Raw genomic sequence first — 16,253 nt, 5'->3', positions numbered from 1 at the left:
CACGACTCGACCTTACCGGGGACACGGAACGAGGCCTGAACCGGTCAGGCATCAGCGGATCGCTCGACCGGCCGCCTTACCTGCCTTGCGGGTACGTTGCCTGGCGTCTACCCCACGTAAAGCGGCGAATGATCATGTAAACAGGCTCTTCTTAGCCAAGGGTGGTGGTGGGGCTGGTAGCAGACCTGTCGGCGTGTCTCCTCGTGAGGGGGGTCCTGTGCCGGTCAGTCTCGGTTGGTTGCGAATCAGCCGGGGCTGGAAGGAGCACAGGACCCGTGGATGACGTTACTGGGTGGACGGCCGCGTTGGGCCTTGAGGGGTTCGAGGTGACTCGGGCGGTGGAACTGCTCGGGGAGTGGAACCTGCTGATTCAGACCACGGCCGGGTCGCAGGCGTGTCGGGAGGCGTGTCGGGGGTGTGGGGCGGTCGCGTCGCCGCATGGTCGGCGGCCGGTGGTGGTGCGGGATCTGCCGATTGCGGGTAAGCCGGTGCTGCTGGTGTGGCATAAGCGGTTGTGGCGATGCCGCGAACCTCGTTGCCTGCAAGGAAGAACGACCACGGCGACGGCCACGGCCACGACGACGACGACGACCACGGCGACGGCGGTGACGTGGTCTGAGACGAGTGAGCTGATTCGGCCGCGGCGGTGTATGACCGAGCGGGCGGTGGCCGAGGCGGTGCGCCGGGTCGGTCAGGACCAGTCCGCGGTGGCGACGGTGGCCGCGGAGTTCGGTGTGTCGTGGGGCACGGTCAACACCGCCGTCGTGGCCGCCGCGAAGGCGCTGCGCCGGCCACCGGAGGCGCGTGCGGTGACCGCGGTCGGCGTCGATGAGCACGTGTTCGGGGCCCGTGGGCCGGTGCAGTGGATGCGGTTCTGCACCACCATCGTCGACGTCGGCCGCGGGAAGCTGCTCGATGTGCTGCCGGGCCGCACCGGCCGGATCGTGTCCGACTGGTTCGCCCACCGGGACCCGGCCTGGCGGGCCGGTATCCAGGCCGCGGTGTGTGATCCGCTGCGCTCCTACCGGTCCGGGCTACGGACCGGGCTGCCGCAGGCCAGCGTGGTGCTCGACGCCTTCCACCTGGTCAAACTCGGCACCGACACGACCGAACTGGTCCGCCGCCGGGTCCAGTTCGACCAACTCGGCCGCCGCGGCCGCAAGGGCGACCCCCTGCACGACACACTGCGGCTGCTGCGCAGCAAACCCGAGGCCTTCACCCCCGACGGACACCGCGCCACCCGACTGCGCACCGTCCTACTCGACCACGACCCCACCGGCCAGGTCGGCGCCACCTGGGAGATCGCCCACCGCCTCCGCCACCTCTACCAACGCGTCGACACCACGGCGAGGCAGCGTTTCCCCAACAAAACAAGGGTCACCGCACGCCTTGACCGGCTCATCGCCGACGCCCGCTACTACGCCCACCACGACGACATCCCCGAACTAGCGACCCTGGCGAACACCCTCACCGAGTGGCGCGACCCCATCCTCGCCCGAGCCGACCACCCCTACGCCAGCAACGGCCCCACCGAAGGCACCAACACCATCATCAAGAAGATCAAACGCATCGGCTTCGGCTTCCGCAGCTTCACCAACTACCGCGCCCGCATCCTCCTCGCCTGCGCCGACATAGACTGGCCACCCAAACCCGCAGCCACCCACATCAGACACCGCACACCACGCTTGGCTGCGTAGAGCCTGTAAACATGATCGTTGGCCCACCGCTGCGGCCGGGTCAGGCGTTGAGCATGTCGGCGGTCAGATTCGCCTCGGTGCCGGGGATGCCCTGGTCGGACGCCTTCTTGTCCGCCATCGCGAGCAGGCGGCGGATCCGGCCGGCGATGGCGTCCTTCGTCAGCGGCGGTACGTGGATCTGGCCGAGCTCTTCGAGGCTGGCCTGCTTGTGCTCCAGCCGCAGCGCGCCGGCGAGCTTCAGGTGGTCGGGCACGTCCTCGCCGAGGATCTCCAGCGCTCGTTCGACGCGCGCGCCGGCGGCGACCGCGGCACGGGCGGAACGGCGGAGGTTGGCGTCGTCGAAGTTCGCCAGCCGGTTCGCGGTCGCGCGCACCTCGCGGCGCATCCGGCGCTCTTCCCAGGCGAGCAGGCTCTCGTGCGCGCCGAGCCGGGTCAGCAGCTGCCCGATCGCGTCACCGTCGCGGATCACCACGCGGTCGACGCCGCGGACCTCGCGCGCCTTCGCGGAGATGCCGATGCGGCGAGCGGCACCGACCAGAGCCAACGCGGCCTCGGGTCCGGGGCAGGTCACCTCCAACGCCGACGACCGGCCGGGCTCTGTCAGGGAGCCGTGGGCGAGGAACGCACCGCGCCAAGCGGCGACCGCGTCGCACGACGAACCGTTGACGACCTGTGGCGGCAGACCCCGAACGGGGCGACCTCGCATGTCGAGCAAACCGGTTTGCCTGGCGAGCGCCTCACCTTCCTTGACCACCCGCACGACGTACCGGTTGCTCTTGCGCAGCCCGCCCGGAGCGACCACCAAAACGTCGCTGACGTGGCCAAACACCTCGGCGATGTCCTTGCGCAACCGGCGGGCCGAAGCACCGGTATCGAGCTCTGCCTCGATCACGATGCGGCCACTCACAATGTGTAACCCTCCGGCGAACCGGAGGGTCGCGGAAACCTCGGCCTTTCGACAGCAGGGCTTCGTCACCGTCGTGCTCGTGAGCTCTGCTTTAACCTGCGCCGTCATCGCCATGGGGACGATACTGCCACGTCCTAAAGATCGTTTCTCAGTGTGGGTTGGGAATTCGTTCAGCAGACGGTCACATAGTGGGAACGGAACGTACTTCACCCTGGTGACAAACGGTGCTAGTCGTCCAGAACCTTGGCGTAGACCTGAGCCAGCCGTTCGGGATCGTGACGTGGTGACCCATCGTTACGAGCGACGTCGGCGACCACGAGCTCCGCGCCCAAAGTCGCTGCCGCGGCAGCGAGTGCGGGCTGGTCGGCGACGAACGCATCGTCGGCGATGACCACGTCGATACGAAGATCTGGTGCGTGTGCCGCGAGAACCTCGAGATGTTTCTCCGGCGAGAAGTCGCGCGTCTCCCCCACCTGCGGCGCGAGGTTGAGGGTGAGAACGCGGCGTGCCTCGGTCTCGTGCAGGGCCGCGGCCAGCTCCGGAACCATCAGATGCGGCAGCACGCTGGTGAACCACGAGCCCGGTCCGAGCACGATGCCGTCGGCGGAGCGAACCGCTTCGACGGCTTCCGCACAGGCGGGCGGATCGTTCGGTACGAGCGCGACGTTCAGCACCTCGCCGGTCGTGATCGCGACCTCGGCCTGACCGCGCACGATCGACACCGCTGCGGGGTCGGCCGGGTCGAGCCCGATCACCTCGGCCTGGATCTGCAACGGCACCGCGCACATCGGCAGCACCCGGCCGCGCGCCCCGAGCAGCCGCGCGACCCAGTCCAGGCCGTCGACATGCTGGCCGAGTCGTTCCCACAACGCGACGATCAGCAGGTTGCCGACCGCGTGCCCGGACAGCGGGCCCTTGCCGTCGAACCTGTGCTGCAGCACCTCGGCCCACGTACGGCCCCACTCGTCGTCGCCGCACAACGCGGCGAGGGCCTGGCGCAGGTCGCCCGGCGGGAGCACGCCGAACTCCTCGCGCAGCCGGCCGGACGAGCCGCCGTCGTCGGCGACGGTGACGACGGCGGTGAGCTGTTCGGTGACCTTGCGCAGCGCTGACAGCGACGCGGCGAGCCCGTGCCCGCCGCCGAGTGCGACGACCTTCGGGTCCGAGCCCGCGACGAACACGCTGGCGTCACTCATTCGCGACCCAGGTCACGGTGGACGACGAGGTTGTCGATGCCGCGCGAACGCAGCCGGCCACCGAGCTCCTCGGCCATCGCGACACTGCGGTGCTTGCCGCCGGTGCAGCCGACGGCGATCGTCACGAACCGCTTGCCCTCACGCAGGTAGCCGGTCGCGAGCAGCTGGACGAGCCGTTCGTACTGGTCGAGGAACGGCAACGCGTCGTCCTGCTTCATCACGTACTCGCGGACCTCCTCGTCGAGGCCGGTCTGGCCGCGCAGCTCGGCGACCCAGTACGGGTTGGGCAGGAACCGGCAGTCGACCACGAGGTCGGCGTCGACGGGGATGCCGTACTTGAAGCCGAACGAGACCAGCGTCGCCTGCAGCGCCTGGTCGTCCTCGGCGCCGAACGCGCTCACGATCTTCGCCGCGAGCTGGTGGATGTTCAGGTTGGACGTGTCGATCACGAGGTCGGCGTCGCCGCGCAGGTCGGCGAGGATCTCGCGTTCGCGCGCGATGCCGTCCAGGACCCGGCCGTCGCCCTGCAGCGGGTGCGGACGGCGGACACTCTCGTACCGGCGGACCAGCACCTCGTCGCTGGCCTCGAGGAACAGCAACGTCGGGCGTACGCCGCGAGCGCGCAGCGCCTCCAAGCCGCTCTGCAACGCGGCGAAGAACGAGCCGGAACGTACGTCGACCGCGACGGCGATCTTGGACACCGGACCGTCGCCGCCGCCGAGCAGCTTGACGATCGTCGGCAGCAACTCGGGCGGCAGGTTGTCCACGACGAACCAGCCGAGGTCCTCCAGGACATCGGCTGCCGAGCTCCGCCCGGCGCCGGACATGCCGGAGACCAGGATGAGCTCCGGAGGCGGGCTTTCGGTCATAACCCTCTTACTCCCCGTTCGATCGGCTTCCTGCCCGCATGATGCCTTCGCTGGGTGCGGAGAGGTCGGCCGGGTCCGTACTCACTTCGCTGTCGTCGTCCAGAATCTCGCCGGTCGCCGTGTTGATCGCCGGGGCGGAAGGCGCACCCGCGAGCAGCGCCGCGACCACCGCCTCGGCGGTCCTGCGCCCGATGCCGGGCACCTCGGCCACCTCCTCGATGGTGGCGGACCGGAGGCGTTTGAGCGAGCCGAACCGCCGAAGAAGTGCCTTCCGCCGGGTCTCCCCCAGACCCGCCACGCCGTCGAGAATGCTCTCGATCATCGACTTCGAGCGCTTCTGCCGGTGGAACGTGATCGCGAACCGGTGCGCCTCGTCCCGGATCCGCTGCAGCAGATAGAGCCCCTCGCTCGTCCGCGGCATGATCACCGGGTCTTCCTCGCCCGCCTTCCAGACCTCCTCGAGCCGCTTGGCGAGGCCGGCGACCGGGATGTCGTCGATGCCGAGCTCGTCGAGCGCGCGTTGCGCGGCGGCGACCTGCGGCGGTCCGCCGTCGACGACGATCAGGCCCGGCGCGTACGCGAACTTCTTCGGCCGTCCGGTGTCGGGGTCGATCGCGCTCGGCCCGCCGGGGGTGGCGCTCTCGTCCGGCTCGTTGTCGAGCTCGCCGGTCTCGGCGCGTTCGTCGAGGAAGCGCGCGAACCGCCGGCTGAGCACCTCGTGGATCGCGCCGACGTCGTTGGCGCTCTCGTTCGTGCCGCGGATCTTGACGATGAACCTGCGGTAGTCGCTCTTGCGCGGCAGGCCGTCCTCGAAGACGACCATGGACGCGACGACGTCGGTGCCCTGCAGGTTGGAGACGTCGTAGCACTCGATCCGCAGCGGCGCCTCGTCGAGCTCGAGCGCGTCCTGGATCTCCTGTAGGGCAACGCTTCTGGTGGTGAGGTCGCTCGCGCGTTTGGTCTTGTGCAGCGCGAGGGACTGGGTGGCGTTGCGTTCGACGGTCTCGATCAGCGAACGCTTGTCGCCGCGCTGCGGGACGCGCAGGCTGACGTTGCTGCCGCGCTTCTCGGTGAGCCAGTCCTGCAGGGCATCGGAGTCCTGCGGGAGCACGGGAACGAGGACTTCGCGCGGCACGCCGTCGCTGGTCTCGGAGTCGTACAGCTGGATGATCAGCCGCTCGACGAGCTCGCCGGTGTCGGCGTCGTCGGTCTTGTCGGCGACCCAGCCGCGTTGGCCGCGGATCCTTCCGCCGCGTACGTGGAACACCTGGACGGCGGCCTCGAGCTGGTCCTCGGCGAGCGCGATCACGTCGGCGTCGGTGCCGTCGGGGAGGACGACCGCGACCTTCTCGAGTGCTCGTTCCATCGCCTTGAGGTCGTCGCGGAGTCTTGCGGCTCGTTCGAACTCGAGCTGGCTGGAGGCCTCGCGCATCTCACGTTCGATCCGCTTCATGTACGCGGCGGTGTGGCCGGCCATGAAGTCGCAGAAGTCCTCGACGATGTCGTGGTGCTCCTCCTGGGTCACGCGGCCGACGCAGGGGGCGGAGCACTTGCCGATGTAGCCGAGCAGGCACGGTCTTCCGACCTGGCCTGCTCTTTTGAAGACGCCGCTGGAGCAGGTGCGCGCGGGGAAGACGCGGAGCAGGATGTCGAGCGTCTCGCGGATCGCCCAGGCGTGGGAGTACGGGCCGAAGTAGCGGACGCCCTTCTTCTTGGCGCCGCGCATCACCTGCAGGCGCGGGTAGTCGTCGGAGATCGTGACGGCGAGCCAGGGATAGCTCTTGTCGTCGCGGTACTTGACGTTGAAGCGGGGGTCGAACTCCTTGATCCAGGTGTACTCGAGCTGGAGCGACTCGACCTCGGTCTTGACCGTGGTCCACTCGACCTTGGCGGCGCTCTGCACCATGGCCTGCGTACGCGGGAGGAGCGCGGACAGATCCTGGAAGTACGAGCCCAGCCTCGAGCGCAGGCTCTTCGCCTTGCCGACGTAGATGACCCGGCCCTTGGCGTCGAGGAAGCGGTAGACGCCGGGTTGGTCGGGCACCGAGCCGGGGGCGGGTCGATAGGTTGCTGGATCTGCCACGGTTCGAGCTTAGGCACCACCACGGACAACCGACCTTGGTGGTGCGCTGCGTGGGGTGCGAACGTGGGCGGGGTGGTTGGTGTCGGCAGGCGGGTTCATGGTCTCCGGCGGCACCGGGGTTTGGATGAAGGTGCCCTTCATCCAATTGCCCATCCGCCGGGTGCGCTCAGCGACCGTGATCATGATGGTGATCATGAAGCTGGACTGGTCGTATACGCAGGGTTTGGCTTCATGATCACGGTCATGATCACGGACGGGGGCCGAGGCTTGGGTGAGGGGCGCCCTGGTCCCATAGGTTCGGACCAGGGTGCCCCCGACCCAGCCGAACCCTCGCCACACCAGCATCACCGGCCACCACCCGCACCAGCTACCCCGCCACGTATTGAATGAAGGGCACCTTCATTCAATAGGTTGAGATGAAGGTGCCCTTCATTAGAACGGTCTGCGGAGTGTCGCTGTTGGGCGGCGGGTGCGGCTCGGGGTTCTTGGCGAAGCTCGCTGGCTTTGGTGCTGTCTTGGCGCGGTCTCCGCTGAGAGCTCTCCGGGCGTTGGTGCTGTCCGTGGGCTGTTGCGGCGGTCGATTTTGGTGGCCGGTCCGGGGCGCGTCAAGGGCGCCGTTCGAGGGCGCTTCGCGGACGGCGAACGACGTCGCTTCGCGACCGCGGAGCGGCCCTTGACTCGCCCCGGACCGGCCACCTGTTTTCACGCGCCGCCCCCTCCCCCGGGAACGGGTGCCCGGGCCAGGTTCCTTCTTGCTCGGGTTTGTTGCCGTGCTCGCGTCGCTTGCTTGCCCCCGGTCTCTTGTTGTGCAGATGAAGCCGGGTGGTTCCGTCCCCGCTGTTTGAATGAAGGGCACCTTCATTCAATAGGTTCGTATGAAGGTGCCCTTCATACGAACGGCTACGCCTTGACGACGTCGGCGCCGCTGACTGTTACGGCGATCGCGTCGAGGGGTGCGGTGGCCGGGCCGTTCGCGACCGAGCCGTCCTCGATCTTGAACTTGCTGCCGTGGCACTCGCAGTTGATCGTTCCGCCGTCGACCTTGCTGACGTCGCAACCGCGGTGGGTGCAGATGCTGGTGTACGCCTTGTACTCGCCGGCTGCCGGTTGGACGACGACGACGTGCGCCTGCTTGTTGACGGTCCCCCCTCCGACCGGGACGTCAGCCGTCTTCGCGACCGCCTCGCCGCCGGTGCCGGCGCTCTCCTCGGCGGACGGGCTGTCGTCGGGCGCGGGGGGCTCCGACGACGCGCTGTCGCTGGGCGCGGGCGCCGGGTCGCTGGCGGCGGCGGTCGGGTCGGCGCTGGTGGTCGGCGCGGACTCGGGGTCCTCGCCACTGCCACAGGCAGCGAGAATAGGCGCCGCCGCTCCGGCGACGACCACACCGCTCAGAATGCGGCGTCGGGTCATCGGGTTCTGCGGGTCGAGCGTCATGGATCCTCCAGTCGTGGGGTACGGCTCACCCGGTCACAACGGAGCCGAGCCCGAACTGGTTCACCATAGATCGATCGGCTTTCGCCCGATTTTCGGCGCGCCGGGCGGTCAGAACCTCGGCAGCGTCGGGTCGTAGTCGGGCTGGACGCGGCGCATGTACACGGTGTCCTGCCGGGACCGGCGGCCGGAGTCGACGTACTGCCGGTGCAGCCGATCCAGCGCGTCCGGATCGAGCTCGACGCCGAGTCCGGGCCCGGTCGGCACGGGCACCGCGCCGTCGACGAACCGCAGAACGCCGGGCTGGACCACGTCGTCGTGCCGGTTCCACGGGTAGTGCGTGTCGCACGCGTACGCCAGGTTCGGCGTCGCCGCCGCCACGTGCGTCATCGCGGCCAGCGAGATGCCCAGGTGCGAGTTGGAATGCATCGACATCGCCAGCCCGAACGTGTCGCAGAGCGCACCGAGCTCACGAGTGTGCCGCAGCCCACCCCAGTAGTGATGGTCGGACAGCACCACACCGACGGGATACTTGGTCACCGCCTCGGCGAACGTCTCGACGCTGACCACGCACATGTTCGTCGCCAACGGCATCGACGCCCGCGCGGCCACCTCGGCCATCGCGTCCATCCCGAGCACCGGATCCTCCAGGTACTCCAGGACGCCGGAAAGCTCGCTCGCGACCCGGTGCGAGGTCTCGACCGACCACGCGCCGTTCGGGTCGATCCGCAGCGGCAGGCCGGGGAACGCGTCGGCGAGCGCGCGGATCGCGGCGATCTCCTCGTCGGGCGGGAAGACGCCGCCCTTCAGCTTCAATGACCCGAAGCCGAAGAGCTCGACCATCCGCCGAGCTTGGGCGACCAGTCCGGCAGGATCCAGCGCCGCGCCCCACTCGTCCGGTTCGGCGTCGGGATGCCCGGCCCACTTGTAGAACAGATAGGCGCTGTACGGGATCCACGAACGGACCGCGCCACCGAGCAGATCCACGACCGGAACGCCGAGCAGCTTGCCCTGAGCGTCGAGGCAGGCCACCTCGAGGATCGAGAACACGCGACGCTTCCGCATCGCCGAGACGTCCGGACCGAGCTTCGAGAAGACAATCGACTCGATCAGGCCGGTCTCGAACACGCTCCGGCCGACGATCGCCGTACGCACGGCTTCCAGGTGATCGAGCACGTCACGTTCGCCAGAACCCTCACCCAGCCCGACGACGCCACCGTCGACGACCAGCTGCACGACAGTGCGCAACGCCAGCGGCTCGTGCACGCCGGTGGAGTTGAGCAACGGCGGGTCGGCGAACGCGATCGGCGTGACGACGACGTCGGTGATCCTCACACCGACGGCCTAGATCGGGGCGAGTTCGTCGGGCCAGGCCGGCAGCACGCCGCCCTCGGCCCAGGTGGGCTTGACCGGGTCGCCGACGATCGACAGGTTCGGGTGCGCCTCGACCTCGGCGCGCATCCCCTCCGCGACCAGCAGGTTGACCGTGTCCAACGTGTCGCGCATCCGTACGAGCCGGACGTTCTCCGGGTCCGGCCGCCCGCACATCAGCACCGCCGCCGCGATCGTGTCGCGGTCCGTCGGCAGCGCCATCGGCAGCTTCGTCCGCCGGATGCCACCGGTGCCGGACGTCAGCGAGTTCACGTACAGCGCGTACATGTCGATCTCTTCCAGCACCCGGAACGGCACGTAGTCCGCGAGCCCGATGCCAGCCGCGTTGCCGTACGAAGCCTTCGAGATCGCGTGCACGGTGATGCACGTGATCGACGGCCGCTCGGGCTCGCCCGCGCCGGGAACCCACATCCGCCCGATCACGTTCGTGTCCATGCCCGCGCCGGACTTGTCCTTGCCCATCTCGTCGATGCACAGCACGTCGAGCTGCTCGAACGGCAACCGCCCCAGCAGCTCCCCCGCCTCGCGCAGCAACGCCGTCTCGGCCGGCCCGCCGATGCCGGCAGCGGGAACGTACGCGATCTTCGCGGTGTGCTCGTGCGCGTTCTCCAGGATCGCCAGCCCACCGAGCACCTTGCCGGTCTCGATGATCCGCCGAGCCACCGCGGGCAGCCATTCGGCCAGCGCCGCCGAGCCGTACGCGTGGATGCCCTCGGCACCCTTCTGCTTGCCGAGGCCGATCGCCGCGATCTTCGCGAGGCCGCTCTCGATCTCACCATGGAAGTCGGTGTGCAGCTTGATCCGGTTGACGAGCAGGATGCCGTCGGCCTCGTGCGCGTTCCGGTCCAGATGCACCTCGGGCCCACCAGGCAGCCGGTCGAGGACGACGGTCTCCATCGTCGCGAGCACCGGAACGCCCAACGCCTGTTCGGTAATCCCGTACGAAGCCAGCACCGCCAACTGCCCCTCGGCGGTCGCGCCGCCGTGCGAGCCCATAGCCGGAACGACGAACGGCGACGCGCCCAACTCCTTGAGCCAGGCGCACGCCGCGCCGACCACCGTCGCGGCGTCGTGGATGCCACGACTGCCCGCGGTCACGGCGATGCGCGCACCGGCCGCGATCGCACCGCGCAACGGCTCGAGCTCCCGGCGCGTCGCCGCGACCACGTCGGGCTCCACCTGCGTGGCGTACGACTGCCGCACCGGCAGCAGGGTCGGGAACGGCGCCTCGGGCTTGATCTCCCGTACGCGCTCGAACGGACCGAGATTCGTGGTGCTCACATCACTGCGCCCAGCTGCCATGGCACGAACTCCTCGTCCCCATATCCGAGCTCTTCACTACGAGTCTTCTTCCCCGACGCGACGTCGAGAACCAGCCGGAAGATCTGCTCGCCGACCTCTTCGATGCTCGCGCCACCGTCGGCGATCACACCGCAGTTGATGTCCATGTCGTCGGTCATGCGGTCGTACATCGGCGTGTTCGTCGCCAGCTTGATGCTCGGCGTCGGCTTGCACCCGAACGCCGAGCCGCGCCCGGTCGTGAAGCACAGCACCTGCGCGCCGCCGGCGACCATGCCGGTCGCGTTCACCGGGTCGTACCCCGGCGTGTCCATGAACGTGAGGCCCTTCGCCGTTACCTGCTCGGCGAACTCCACGACGTCGTTGAGGTTGCTCTGTCCACCCTTCGCGGCGGCGCCGAGCGACTTCTCCAGGATCGTGGTGAGGCCGCCCTCCTTGTTGCCGGGCGACGGGTTGTTGTCCATCGAGCCGCCGTGCTTCTCGGTGTACGCCTCCCACCAACGGATCCGCTCGACGAGTTTCTCCCCGACCTCCGTGCTGATCGCGCGTCGCGCGAGCAGGTGCTCGGCACCGTAGATCTCCGGCGTCTCACCGAAGACCGCGGCACCGCCGTGGCGGCCGAGCAGGTCGGCGGCGGCGCCGAGCGCGGGGTTCGCGGTGATGCCGGAGTAGCCGTCGGAACCGCCGCACTCCATCGCGAGCACGAGCTCGCTCGCGGAGACCGGAGTCCGTTCGACCTTGTCGACGACGTCGAGCATCTGCTCGATCTGGCGGATGCCCTCGGCGACGGTCTTCCGCGTCCCGCCGAGCTCCTGGATCGTCATCGGCACGGTCAGCTTGTGGTCGGGGATGTTCCAGTCGGCGACGAGGGTCGAGACCTGGTTCACCTCGCAGCCGAGGCCGAGGACGAGGAAGCCGGCGAAGTTGGGGTGATTGGCGTAGCCGGTGAGCGTACGTCGCAGCACCTCGAAGCCCTCGCTCCCCTCGCCCGCCATGCCACAGCCTGTGTCGTGGGTGAGCGCGACGACGCCGTCGACGTTCTCGAAGTCCTCCAGGCCGCTCCACTTGAACCGTTCGGCGATGAGCTTCGCGGCGGTGGCACTGCAGTTGACCGTGGTGAGGATGCCGAGATAGTTGCGCGTCGCCACGCGGCCGTCCTCGCGGACGATGCCCTGGAACGTGGCGCGCTCGGGCTCGGGGATGTACACGGTCGGCCGGACGTCGACGCCGAACTCGTACTCGCGCTCGAACATGTGGAACGCGGTGTTGTGCGTGTGCACGTGCCGCCCGGGCGTGATCGGCGTGCTTGCGAAGCCGATCACCTGACCGTACTTGCGCACCGGCTCGCCCTCGGCGATGTCGTGCGTCGACAGCTTGTGCCCGCGCGGAACGGGATCCCGCACCATGAGCTCGCCGGAACCGGTCGCGTACGTCCCGGGCTCGATGTCGCGCATCGCGATGACCACGTTGTCGTCGGCGTGCAGCCGGAGGATTGACTCGGAGAGCTGCGGGTGTGTCATGCGGGTGCGCCGTCCTTCCGGGGCCTGCCGGAGCGAAACATCTGATGTTTCGTCGCTCGATCGTACCCCGCCGCTCCGGGGGTGTTCCACCATCGGCGGAAGACCCTCGCCTACTCTGTGGGCGATGACCGACCAGAAGACGACCCGATCGGCTGCCGCTTCAGGTGCGGCGCCGGCGAGCCGGCTCGCGGCCGTTCGCCGATCTGGACTGGCGGAACAGGTTGCCGAGCAGCTCCTCGAGGACGTGGTGGCCGGCGTCTATCCGCCGGAGAGCCGCCTTCCTCCGGAGCCGGTTCTGGCCGAACGCGCCGGCGTCAGTCGACTGACGTTGCGCGAGGCGATCAAGGAACTGCGGCAGCGCGGGGTCGTCCGCGTGCAGCAGGGGCGCGGAACGTTCGTCAACCCGCCGGAGACGTGGGCGCAGTTCGACTCGACGTTGTTGAACGCGCGCGCCGCGACCGAGCAGGGGTACGAGCTCGCACACGAGCTGACCGAGCTGCGCCGGATCGTGGAGCGCGGCATCGCCGACCTGGCGGCGATCCGTCGGTCGGACGAGGACCTGGGACGGATGGAGGACGCGGTCTCGCGGATGAAGGCCGCGTGGGCCTCGCGCGATCTGGACGAGTTCTCCTCCGCGGACGTGGACTTTCACGACGCGCTACTGCGAGCCGCGGGCAACACGTTCGCGATGACGCTCTTCCACTCGGTCGATCCGGCGTTGCGTCGCGTACGCCGGCGTACGGTCGAGGACTCGGCGGAGCTGTCCGAGCGCGCCATCGACTACCACACGAAGATCATGAACGCGGTGCGCCGCAAGTCGCGCAAGTCGGCCGCGCAGCTGATGGACGATCACCTGCGGGAGACCGAGGAGTTCACCGCGCAGCTCGCCGCCGGCGCCAACCCGGCTGGCTGAGCCGTCCCGATTCTGCCCCCGCGCGGATCAAGGTCACCGGCGTGTCGCACTACCCCTTCGATCGAACACCTGTTCTACGATGTCCGCTCGTGGACACGAACCCGAAGGGAACGAGATGACGGCTGAGGCCATCGAGGAAACAGCTGCGCCCGCTGAATCCGCCGAGCCCACGGAGCCCGCCGAGGCCGCGGAGCCCACCGAGGGGCAGGCCGACAAGCCCAAGCGTGGGCGGCCGAAGAACACCGCGAAGAAGACCCGGACCGTCGAGCTCATCCTCACCGTGACCGGCACGTTGGACGGCAGCTGGCAGGCCGACCTCGTACACGGCACGACCCGCGTCGTCAGCGGCCTGTCGATCCCCGCGGCCGCCGTGTCGCGGGCCGCGCAGGAGCTCCACCCGGACGTCGCCAAGGCAATCGACACCGTGATCAGCGACGCGCGCGAGCAGCACGAAGCGCGCCTGGCTGAGCTCGAGGCCGAGGTGGCCAAGGTGAAGCAAGCCCTGGCCGACCTCGGCGAGACGCCGGAGTAGTAGACGCCTCAGACTCGGGCTGGTCGGCGCTGTCGGTGGGCGACGGTGACGACCAGTCCGGAGGCCAGCAGGACCGCGCCGGCCACGAGATAGACCGTTCCGACGCTCGCGCCAGTAGGGCCGACGAACGCCAGACCGAGCACCGCGACGCCCACTGCCTGGCCGAGCTGGCGGAACGTCGCCATCACGCCGGACGCCAGTCCGGCCCGTTCCGCGGGCACCGCGTCGAACAGAGCCGAGCTCACCGCCGGACCACTGATTCCGATGCCGACTCCCATGAGCATCAGGCCGGGGATGAGTCCCGGCCAGCCGTCATGCACGAGCACCCTGACCATCCCGCACCCGATCGCAGCCACGACCAGCGCGGTCGTGATCAGCGGCACCTTGGGGAGCTGGTGCAATCGACGGCCGACGACCATCGAGGTCACGAACGCGACCGCGGCCATCGGCACCAGCACCAGCCCGGCGCCGACCGGGCTCAGCCCGAGTCCGGACTGCAGCCACACCGACGCGTACAACGGGGCGGCGAACAGCAGGCTCGGCGCGGCCACCGCGACCAGCAGGCCGAGGAACGCGGGCCGCCGCAGCAGCGTGGCCACACCACGGAGGTCGAGCCCTGCTCTGCCTGCGGGCGCGTCGGCCTCGAAGCAGCGGACCGCGAGCCAGCCGGTGACGAGGCAGAGCGGAACGTTCACCAGGAAGATCGCCCGCCAGCCGAGGAACTGGGTGAGCAGTCCCCCGGCGAGCAGGCCGAGCGCGGCGGCCATGCCGAGCACGGCGGTGAGCGTGCCGAGCGCCGTACCGCGGTCGCGGCCCTCGTACCGCGACGCGAGCAACGCCATCCCGGTCGCGAACACCGCGGCCGCACCGACGCCCTGGACACCACGCATCGCGATCAGCATCCCGGCCGACGTCGCCAGCCCGCTGCCGAGCGAGCCAGCGGCGAAGATCGTGAGCGCGACGAGGTAGACGCGGCGCCGGCCGACCAGGTCGGCGAGCGAGCCGGCGACGAGCGTGAGCGCGGCGAGGACGAGCGTGTAGAGGTTCAGCACCCACTGCATCGCGGGCAGCGAGGCGGTCAGGTCGCGGGCGATGTCCGGGATCGCCACGGTGACGACCGTGGTGTCGAGGATGAGCATGAACGAGCCGAGGCAGATCGCCAGCAACGGCAGCCACTTGCGCATCGAAGGGTTCCTTCCCACAGAGGTTCTCGCTGAGAAGGGTGCGGTGGGGCGAGCGTGATCCGCCGACCTCGGCGAGAGATGCGGCGGTATCCGTCACCGAGCTACGCTGAACTGGTGGAATCCATCGACGACACCGACCGCGGGCTGGTCCACGCGCTGCAGCTCGACGGCCGCGCCCCGTTCAGCGCTATCGCCGCCGCACTGAACGTCTCCGAACACACGGTCGCCCGGCGCTACCGGCGGCTGCGCGAGGCCGGACTCCTCCGCGTCGTCAGCGCGGTGAACGGGATGCGACTCGGCTACACGTCGTGGACCGTACGGATCCGCTGCACCCCCGACGCAGCGGTCCCGATCGCCGCAGCGCTCACGCGGCGGGACGACACGTTCTGGGTGCACATCCTGTCCGGCGGCACCGAGCTGTCCTGCAACCTGCAGCCGCGCAGTGCCGAGGATCGCGACGCGCTGCTGCTGACGAAGCTGCCGCGGACCACGCGGGTGCTCGGCATCACCGCGCACGCCGTGCTCGGCTCGTACGCCGACCCGATGGGCTGGCCCGGGCTCGCGTTCCTGCCGGAGTCCGCGGCGAAGCGGCTCCGGCCGGCACCGCCGGCGCCGTCCTCGGACATCGTCGAGCTCGCCGACGGGGACCGGGCGCTGCTCGACCGGTTGGCGGTCGACGGCCGTTCGTCGTACCCCGAGCTCGCGGCGGCGTCGGGCTGGTCGGAGTCGACCGTACGGCGCCGGCTGGAGCAGCTCCGGCGCGAGGGCGTGCTGAGGTACGACGTGGACATCGCCCCGGCGACGCTGGGCTTCACCGCCGAGGCTCGGCTGTGGATGTCGGTCCGGCCGTCAGCGCTCGCCGACACCGCGCGGGCGCTGGCCGAGCATCCCGAGATCTCGTTCGCCGCGATCACCACCGGACCGACCAACCTGATGACGACCGTGACCTGCCGGAGCTCCGACGAGCTCGCCCGCTACCTGACCGAGCGAGTCGCGTCGCTCGACGCGATCGCGACGCTGGAGTCGGCCCCGGTGATGCGGACGCTCAAGCGCAACGGCGCCGTCTCGAGTGATCCGAGCGGGAAGGCACTCCGTAGGTGAAGCGTGTCGTGGTCGCCTTACCCGCCCAGTGGCCGCTCTACCTGGCGTCCACCCCACGTAAAGGGGCCAATGACCATGTAAACATGATCATTGGCCCAGGGCGGGGCCGGACCGGGCGAACCACCGCCG

13 protein-coding genes and 1 pseudogene are annotated in these 16,253 nt (G+C 69.4%); 5 read left to right on the top strand and 9 right to left on the bottom strand.

The features are described 5' to 3' along the window. Positions 1–161: 161 nt before the first annotated feature. A pseudogene (locus tag JOD67_RS41980) lies at positions 162–479 on the top strand (hypothetical protein); the annotation flags it as partial. A gap of 126 nt (positions 480–605) precedes the next feature. Further along, positions 606–1,697 carry an ISL3 family transposase gene (locus JOD67_RS19515; RefSeq protein WP_307782728.1) on the top strand — a complete coding sequence of 364 codons (1,092 nt, stop codon included), beginning with the start codon at positions 606–608 and terminating at the stop codon, positions 1,695–1,697. A 40-nt stretch (positions 1,698–1,737) separates the two neighbouring features. Here JOD67_RS19515 and whiA read toward each other — a convergent pair whose 3' ends face one another. The 8 genes from whiA to JOD67_RS19475 form a co-directional block, all read right to left on the bottom strand. After that, entirely contained in the window at positions 1,738–2,718 is a 981-nt protein-coding gene (gene whiA / locus JOD67_RS19510) for a DNA-binding protein WhiA (RefSeq protein ID WP_205119040.1), read from the bottom strand. Between the two features lie 113 nt (positions 2,719–2,831). Further along, positions 2,832–3,800: a gluconeogenesis factor YvcK family protein gene (locus JOD67_RS19505; RefSeq protein WP_205119039.1), complete on the bottom strand. Its 969-nt coding sequence runs from the start codon at positions 3,798–3,800 to the stop codon at positions 2,832–2,834. After that, positions 3,797–4,669: an RNase adapter RapZ gene (gene rapZ / locus JOD67_RS19500; protein WP_205119038.1), complete on the bottom strand. Its 873-nt coding sequence runs from the start codon at positions 4,667–4,669 to the stop codon at positions 3,797–3,799. Before rapZ ends, JOD67_RS19505 begins: the two co-directional genes overlap by 4 nt. Before the next feature lie 7 nt (positions 4,670–4,676). Continuing rightward, positions 4,677–6,752 (bottom strand): excinuclease ABC subunit UvrC, encoded by a 2,076-nt coding sequence (uvrC, locus tag JOD67_RS19495; protein WP_205119037.1) that lies wholly within the window; start codon positions 6,750–6,752, stop codon positions 4,677–4,679. A 900-nt stretch (positions 6,753–7,652) separates the two neighbouring features. Beyond that, complete coding sequence (locus JOD67_RS19490) at positions 7,653–8,186, bottom strand: Rieske (2Fe-2S) protein (protein ID WP_239553917.1); 534 nt, start codon at positions 8,184–8,186, stop codon at positions 7,653–7,655. 108 nt (positions 8,187–8,294) lie between these two features. Further along, positions 8,295–9,518 carry an enolase C-terminal domain-like protein gene (locus tag JOD67_RS19485; RefSeq protein ID WP_205119036.1) on the bottom strand — a complete coding sequence of 408 codons (1,224 nt, stop codon included), beginning with the start codon at positions 9,516–9,518 and terminating at the stop codon, positions 8,295–8,297. Between the two features lie 9 nt (positions 9,519–9,527). Continuing rightward, entirely contained in the window at positions 9,528–10,856 is a 1,329-nt protein-coding gene (locus JOD67_RS19480) for a nickel pincer cofactor-dependent isomerase, group 22 (RefSeq protein ID WP_205119035.1), read from the bottom strand. Further along, positions 10,853–12,394 carry a UxaA family hydrolase gene (locus JOD67_RS19475; RefSeq protein WP_205119034.1) on the bottom strand — a complete coding sequence of 514 codons (1,542 nt, stop codon included), beginning with the start codon at positions 12,392–12,394 and terminating at the stop codon, positions 10,853–10,855. Before JOD67_RS19475 ends, JOD67_RS19480 begins: the two co-directional genes overlap by 4 nt. Before the next feature lie 124 nt (positions 12,395–12,518). On the opposite strand from JOD67_RS19475, the gene JOD67_RS19470 reads away from it, so the two are divergent. Beyond that, the gene (locus JOD67_RS19470; RefSeq protein ID WP_205119033.1) at positions 12,519–13,307 is read left to right on the top strand and encodes a FadR/GntR family transcriptional regulator; all 789 of its coding nucleotides are present in this window, start codon (positions 12,519–12,521) and stop codon (positions 13,305–13,307) included. 115 nt (positions 13,308–13,422) lie between these two features. Beyond that, positions 13,423–13,839: a DUF6319 family protein gene (locus JOD67_RS19465; protein ID WP_205119032.1), complete on the top strand. Its 417-nt coding sequence runs from the start codon at positions 13,423–13,425 to the stop codon at positions 13,837–13,839. Positions 13,840–13,847: 8 nt separating this feature from the next. On the opposite strand, the gene JOD67_RS19460 is transcribed toward JOD67_RS19465, so the two are convergent. After that, positions 13,848–15,023 carry an MFS transporter gene (locus tag JOD67_RS19460; RefSeq protein ID WP_205119031.1) on the bottom strand — a complete coding sequence of 392 codons (1,176 nt, stop codon included), beginning with the start codon at positions 15,021–15,023 and terminating at the stop codon, positions 13,848–13,850. Positions 15,024–15,137: 114 nt separating this feature from the next. Here JOD67_RS19460 and JOD67_RS19455 point away from each other — a divergent pair, with 114 nt between their 5' ends. Continuing rightward, positions 15,138–16,124 (top strand): Lrp/AsnC family transcriptional regulator, encoded by a 987-nt coding sequence (locus JOD67_RS19455; protein WP_205119030.1) that lies wholly within the window; start codon positions 15,138–15,140, stop codon positions 16,122–16,124. Positions 16,125–16,253 lie beyond the last annotated feature (129 nt).

Source organism: Tenggerimyces flavus (assembly GCF_016907715.1).
Taxonomy (GTDB): Bacteria; Actinomycetota; Actinomycetes; order Propionibacteriales; family Actinopolymorphaceae; genus Tenggerimyces; species Tenggerimyces flavus.
Note: the sequence above shows the minus strand (reverse complement) of the source record. Positions and strands in the feature narration are given on the sequence as shown.

Excerpts from the sequence above, each read along its gene's own strand:
- whiA (WP_205119040.1), bottom strand. The coding sequence starts at position 2,718 with ATGGCGATGACGGCGCAGGTTAAAGCAGAGCTCACGAGCACGACGGTG.
- JOD67_RS19505 (WP_205119039.1), bottom strand. The coding sequence starts at position 3,800 with ATGAGTGACGCCAGCGTGTTCGTCGCGGGCTCGGACCCGAAGGTCGTC.
- rapZ (WP_205119038.1), bottom strand. The coding sequence starts at position 4,669 with ATGACCGAAAGCCCGCCTCCGGAGCTCATCCTGGTCTCCGGCATGTCC.
- JOD67_RS19490 (WP_239553917.1), bottom strand. The coding sequence starts at position 8,186 with ATGACGCTCGACCCGCAGAACCCGATGACCCGACGCCGCATTCTGAGC.
- JOD67_RS19475 (WP_205119034.1), bottom strand. The coding sequence starts at position 12,394 with ATGACACACCCGCAGCTCTCCGAGTCAATCCTCCGGCTGCACGCCGAC.
- JOD67_RS19470 (WP_205119033.1), top strand. The coding sequence starts at position 12,519 with ATGACCGACCAGAAGACGACCCGATCGGCTGCCGCTTCAGGTGCGGCG.
- JOD67_RS19465 (WP_205119032.1), top strand. The coding sequence starts at position 13,423 with ATGACGGCTGAGGCCATCGAGGAAACAGCTGCGCCCGCTGAATCCGCC.
- JOD67_RS19460 (WP_205119031.1), bottom strand. The coding sequence starts at position 15,023 with ATGCGCAAGTGGCTGCCGTTGCTGGCGATCTGCCTCGGCTCGTTCATG.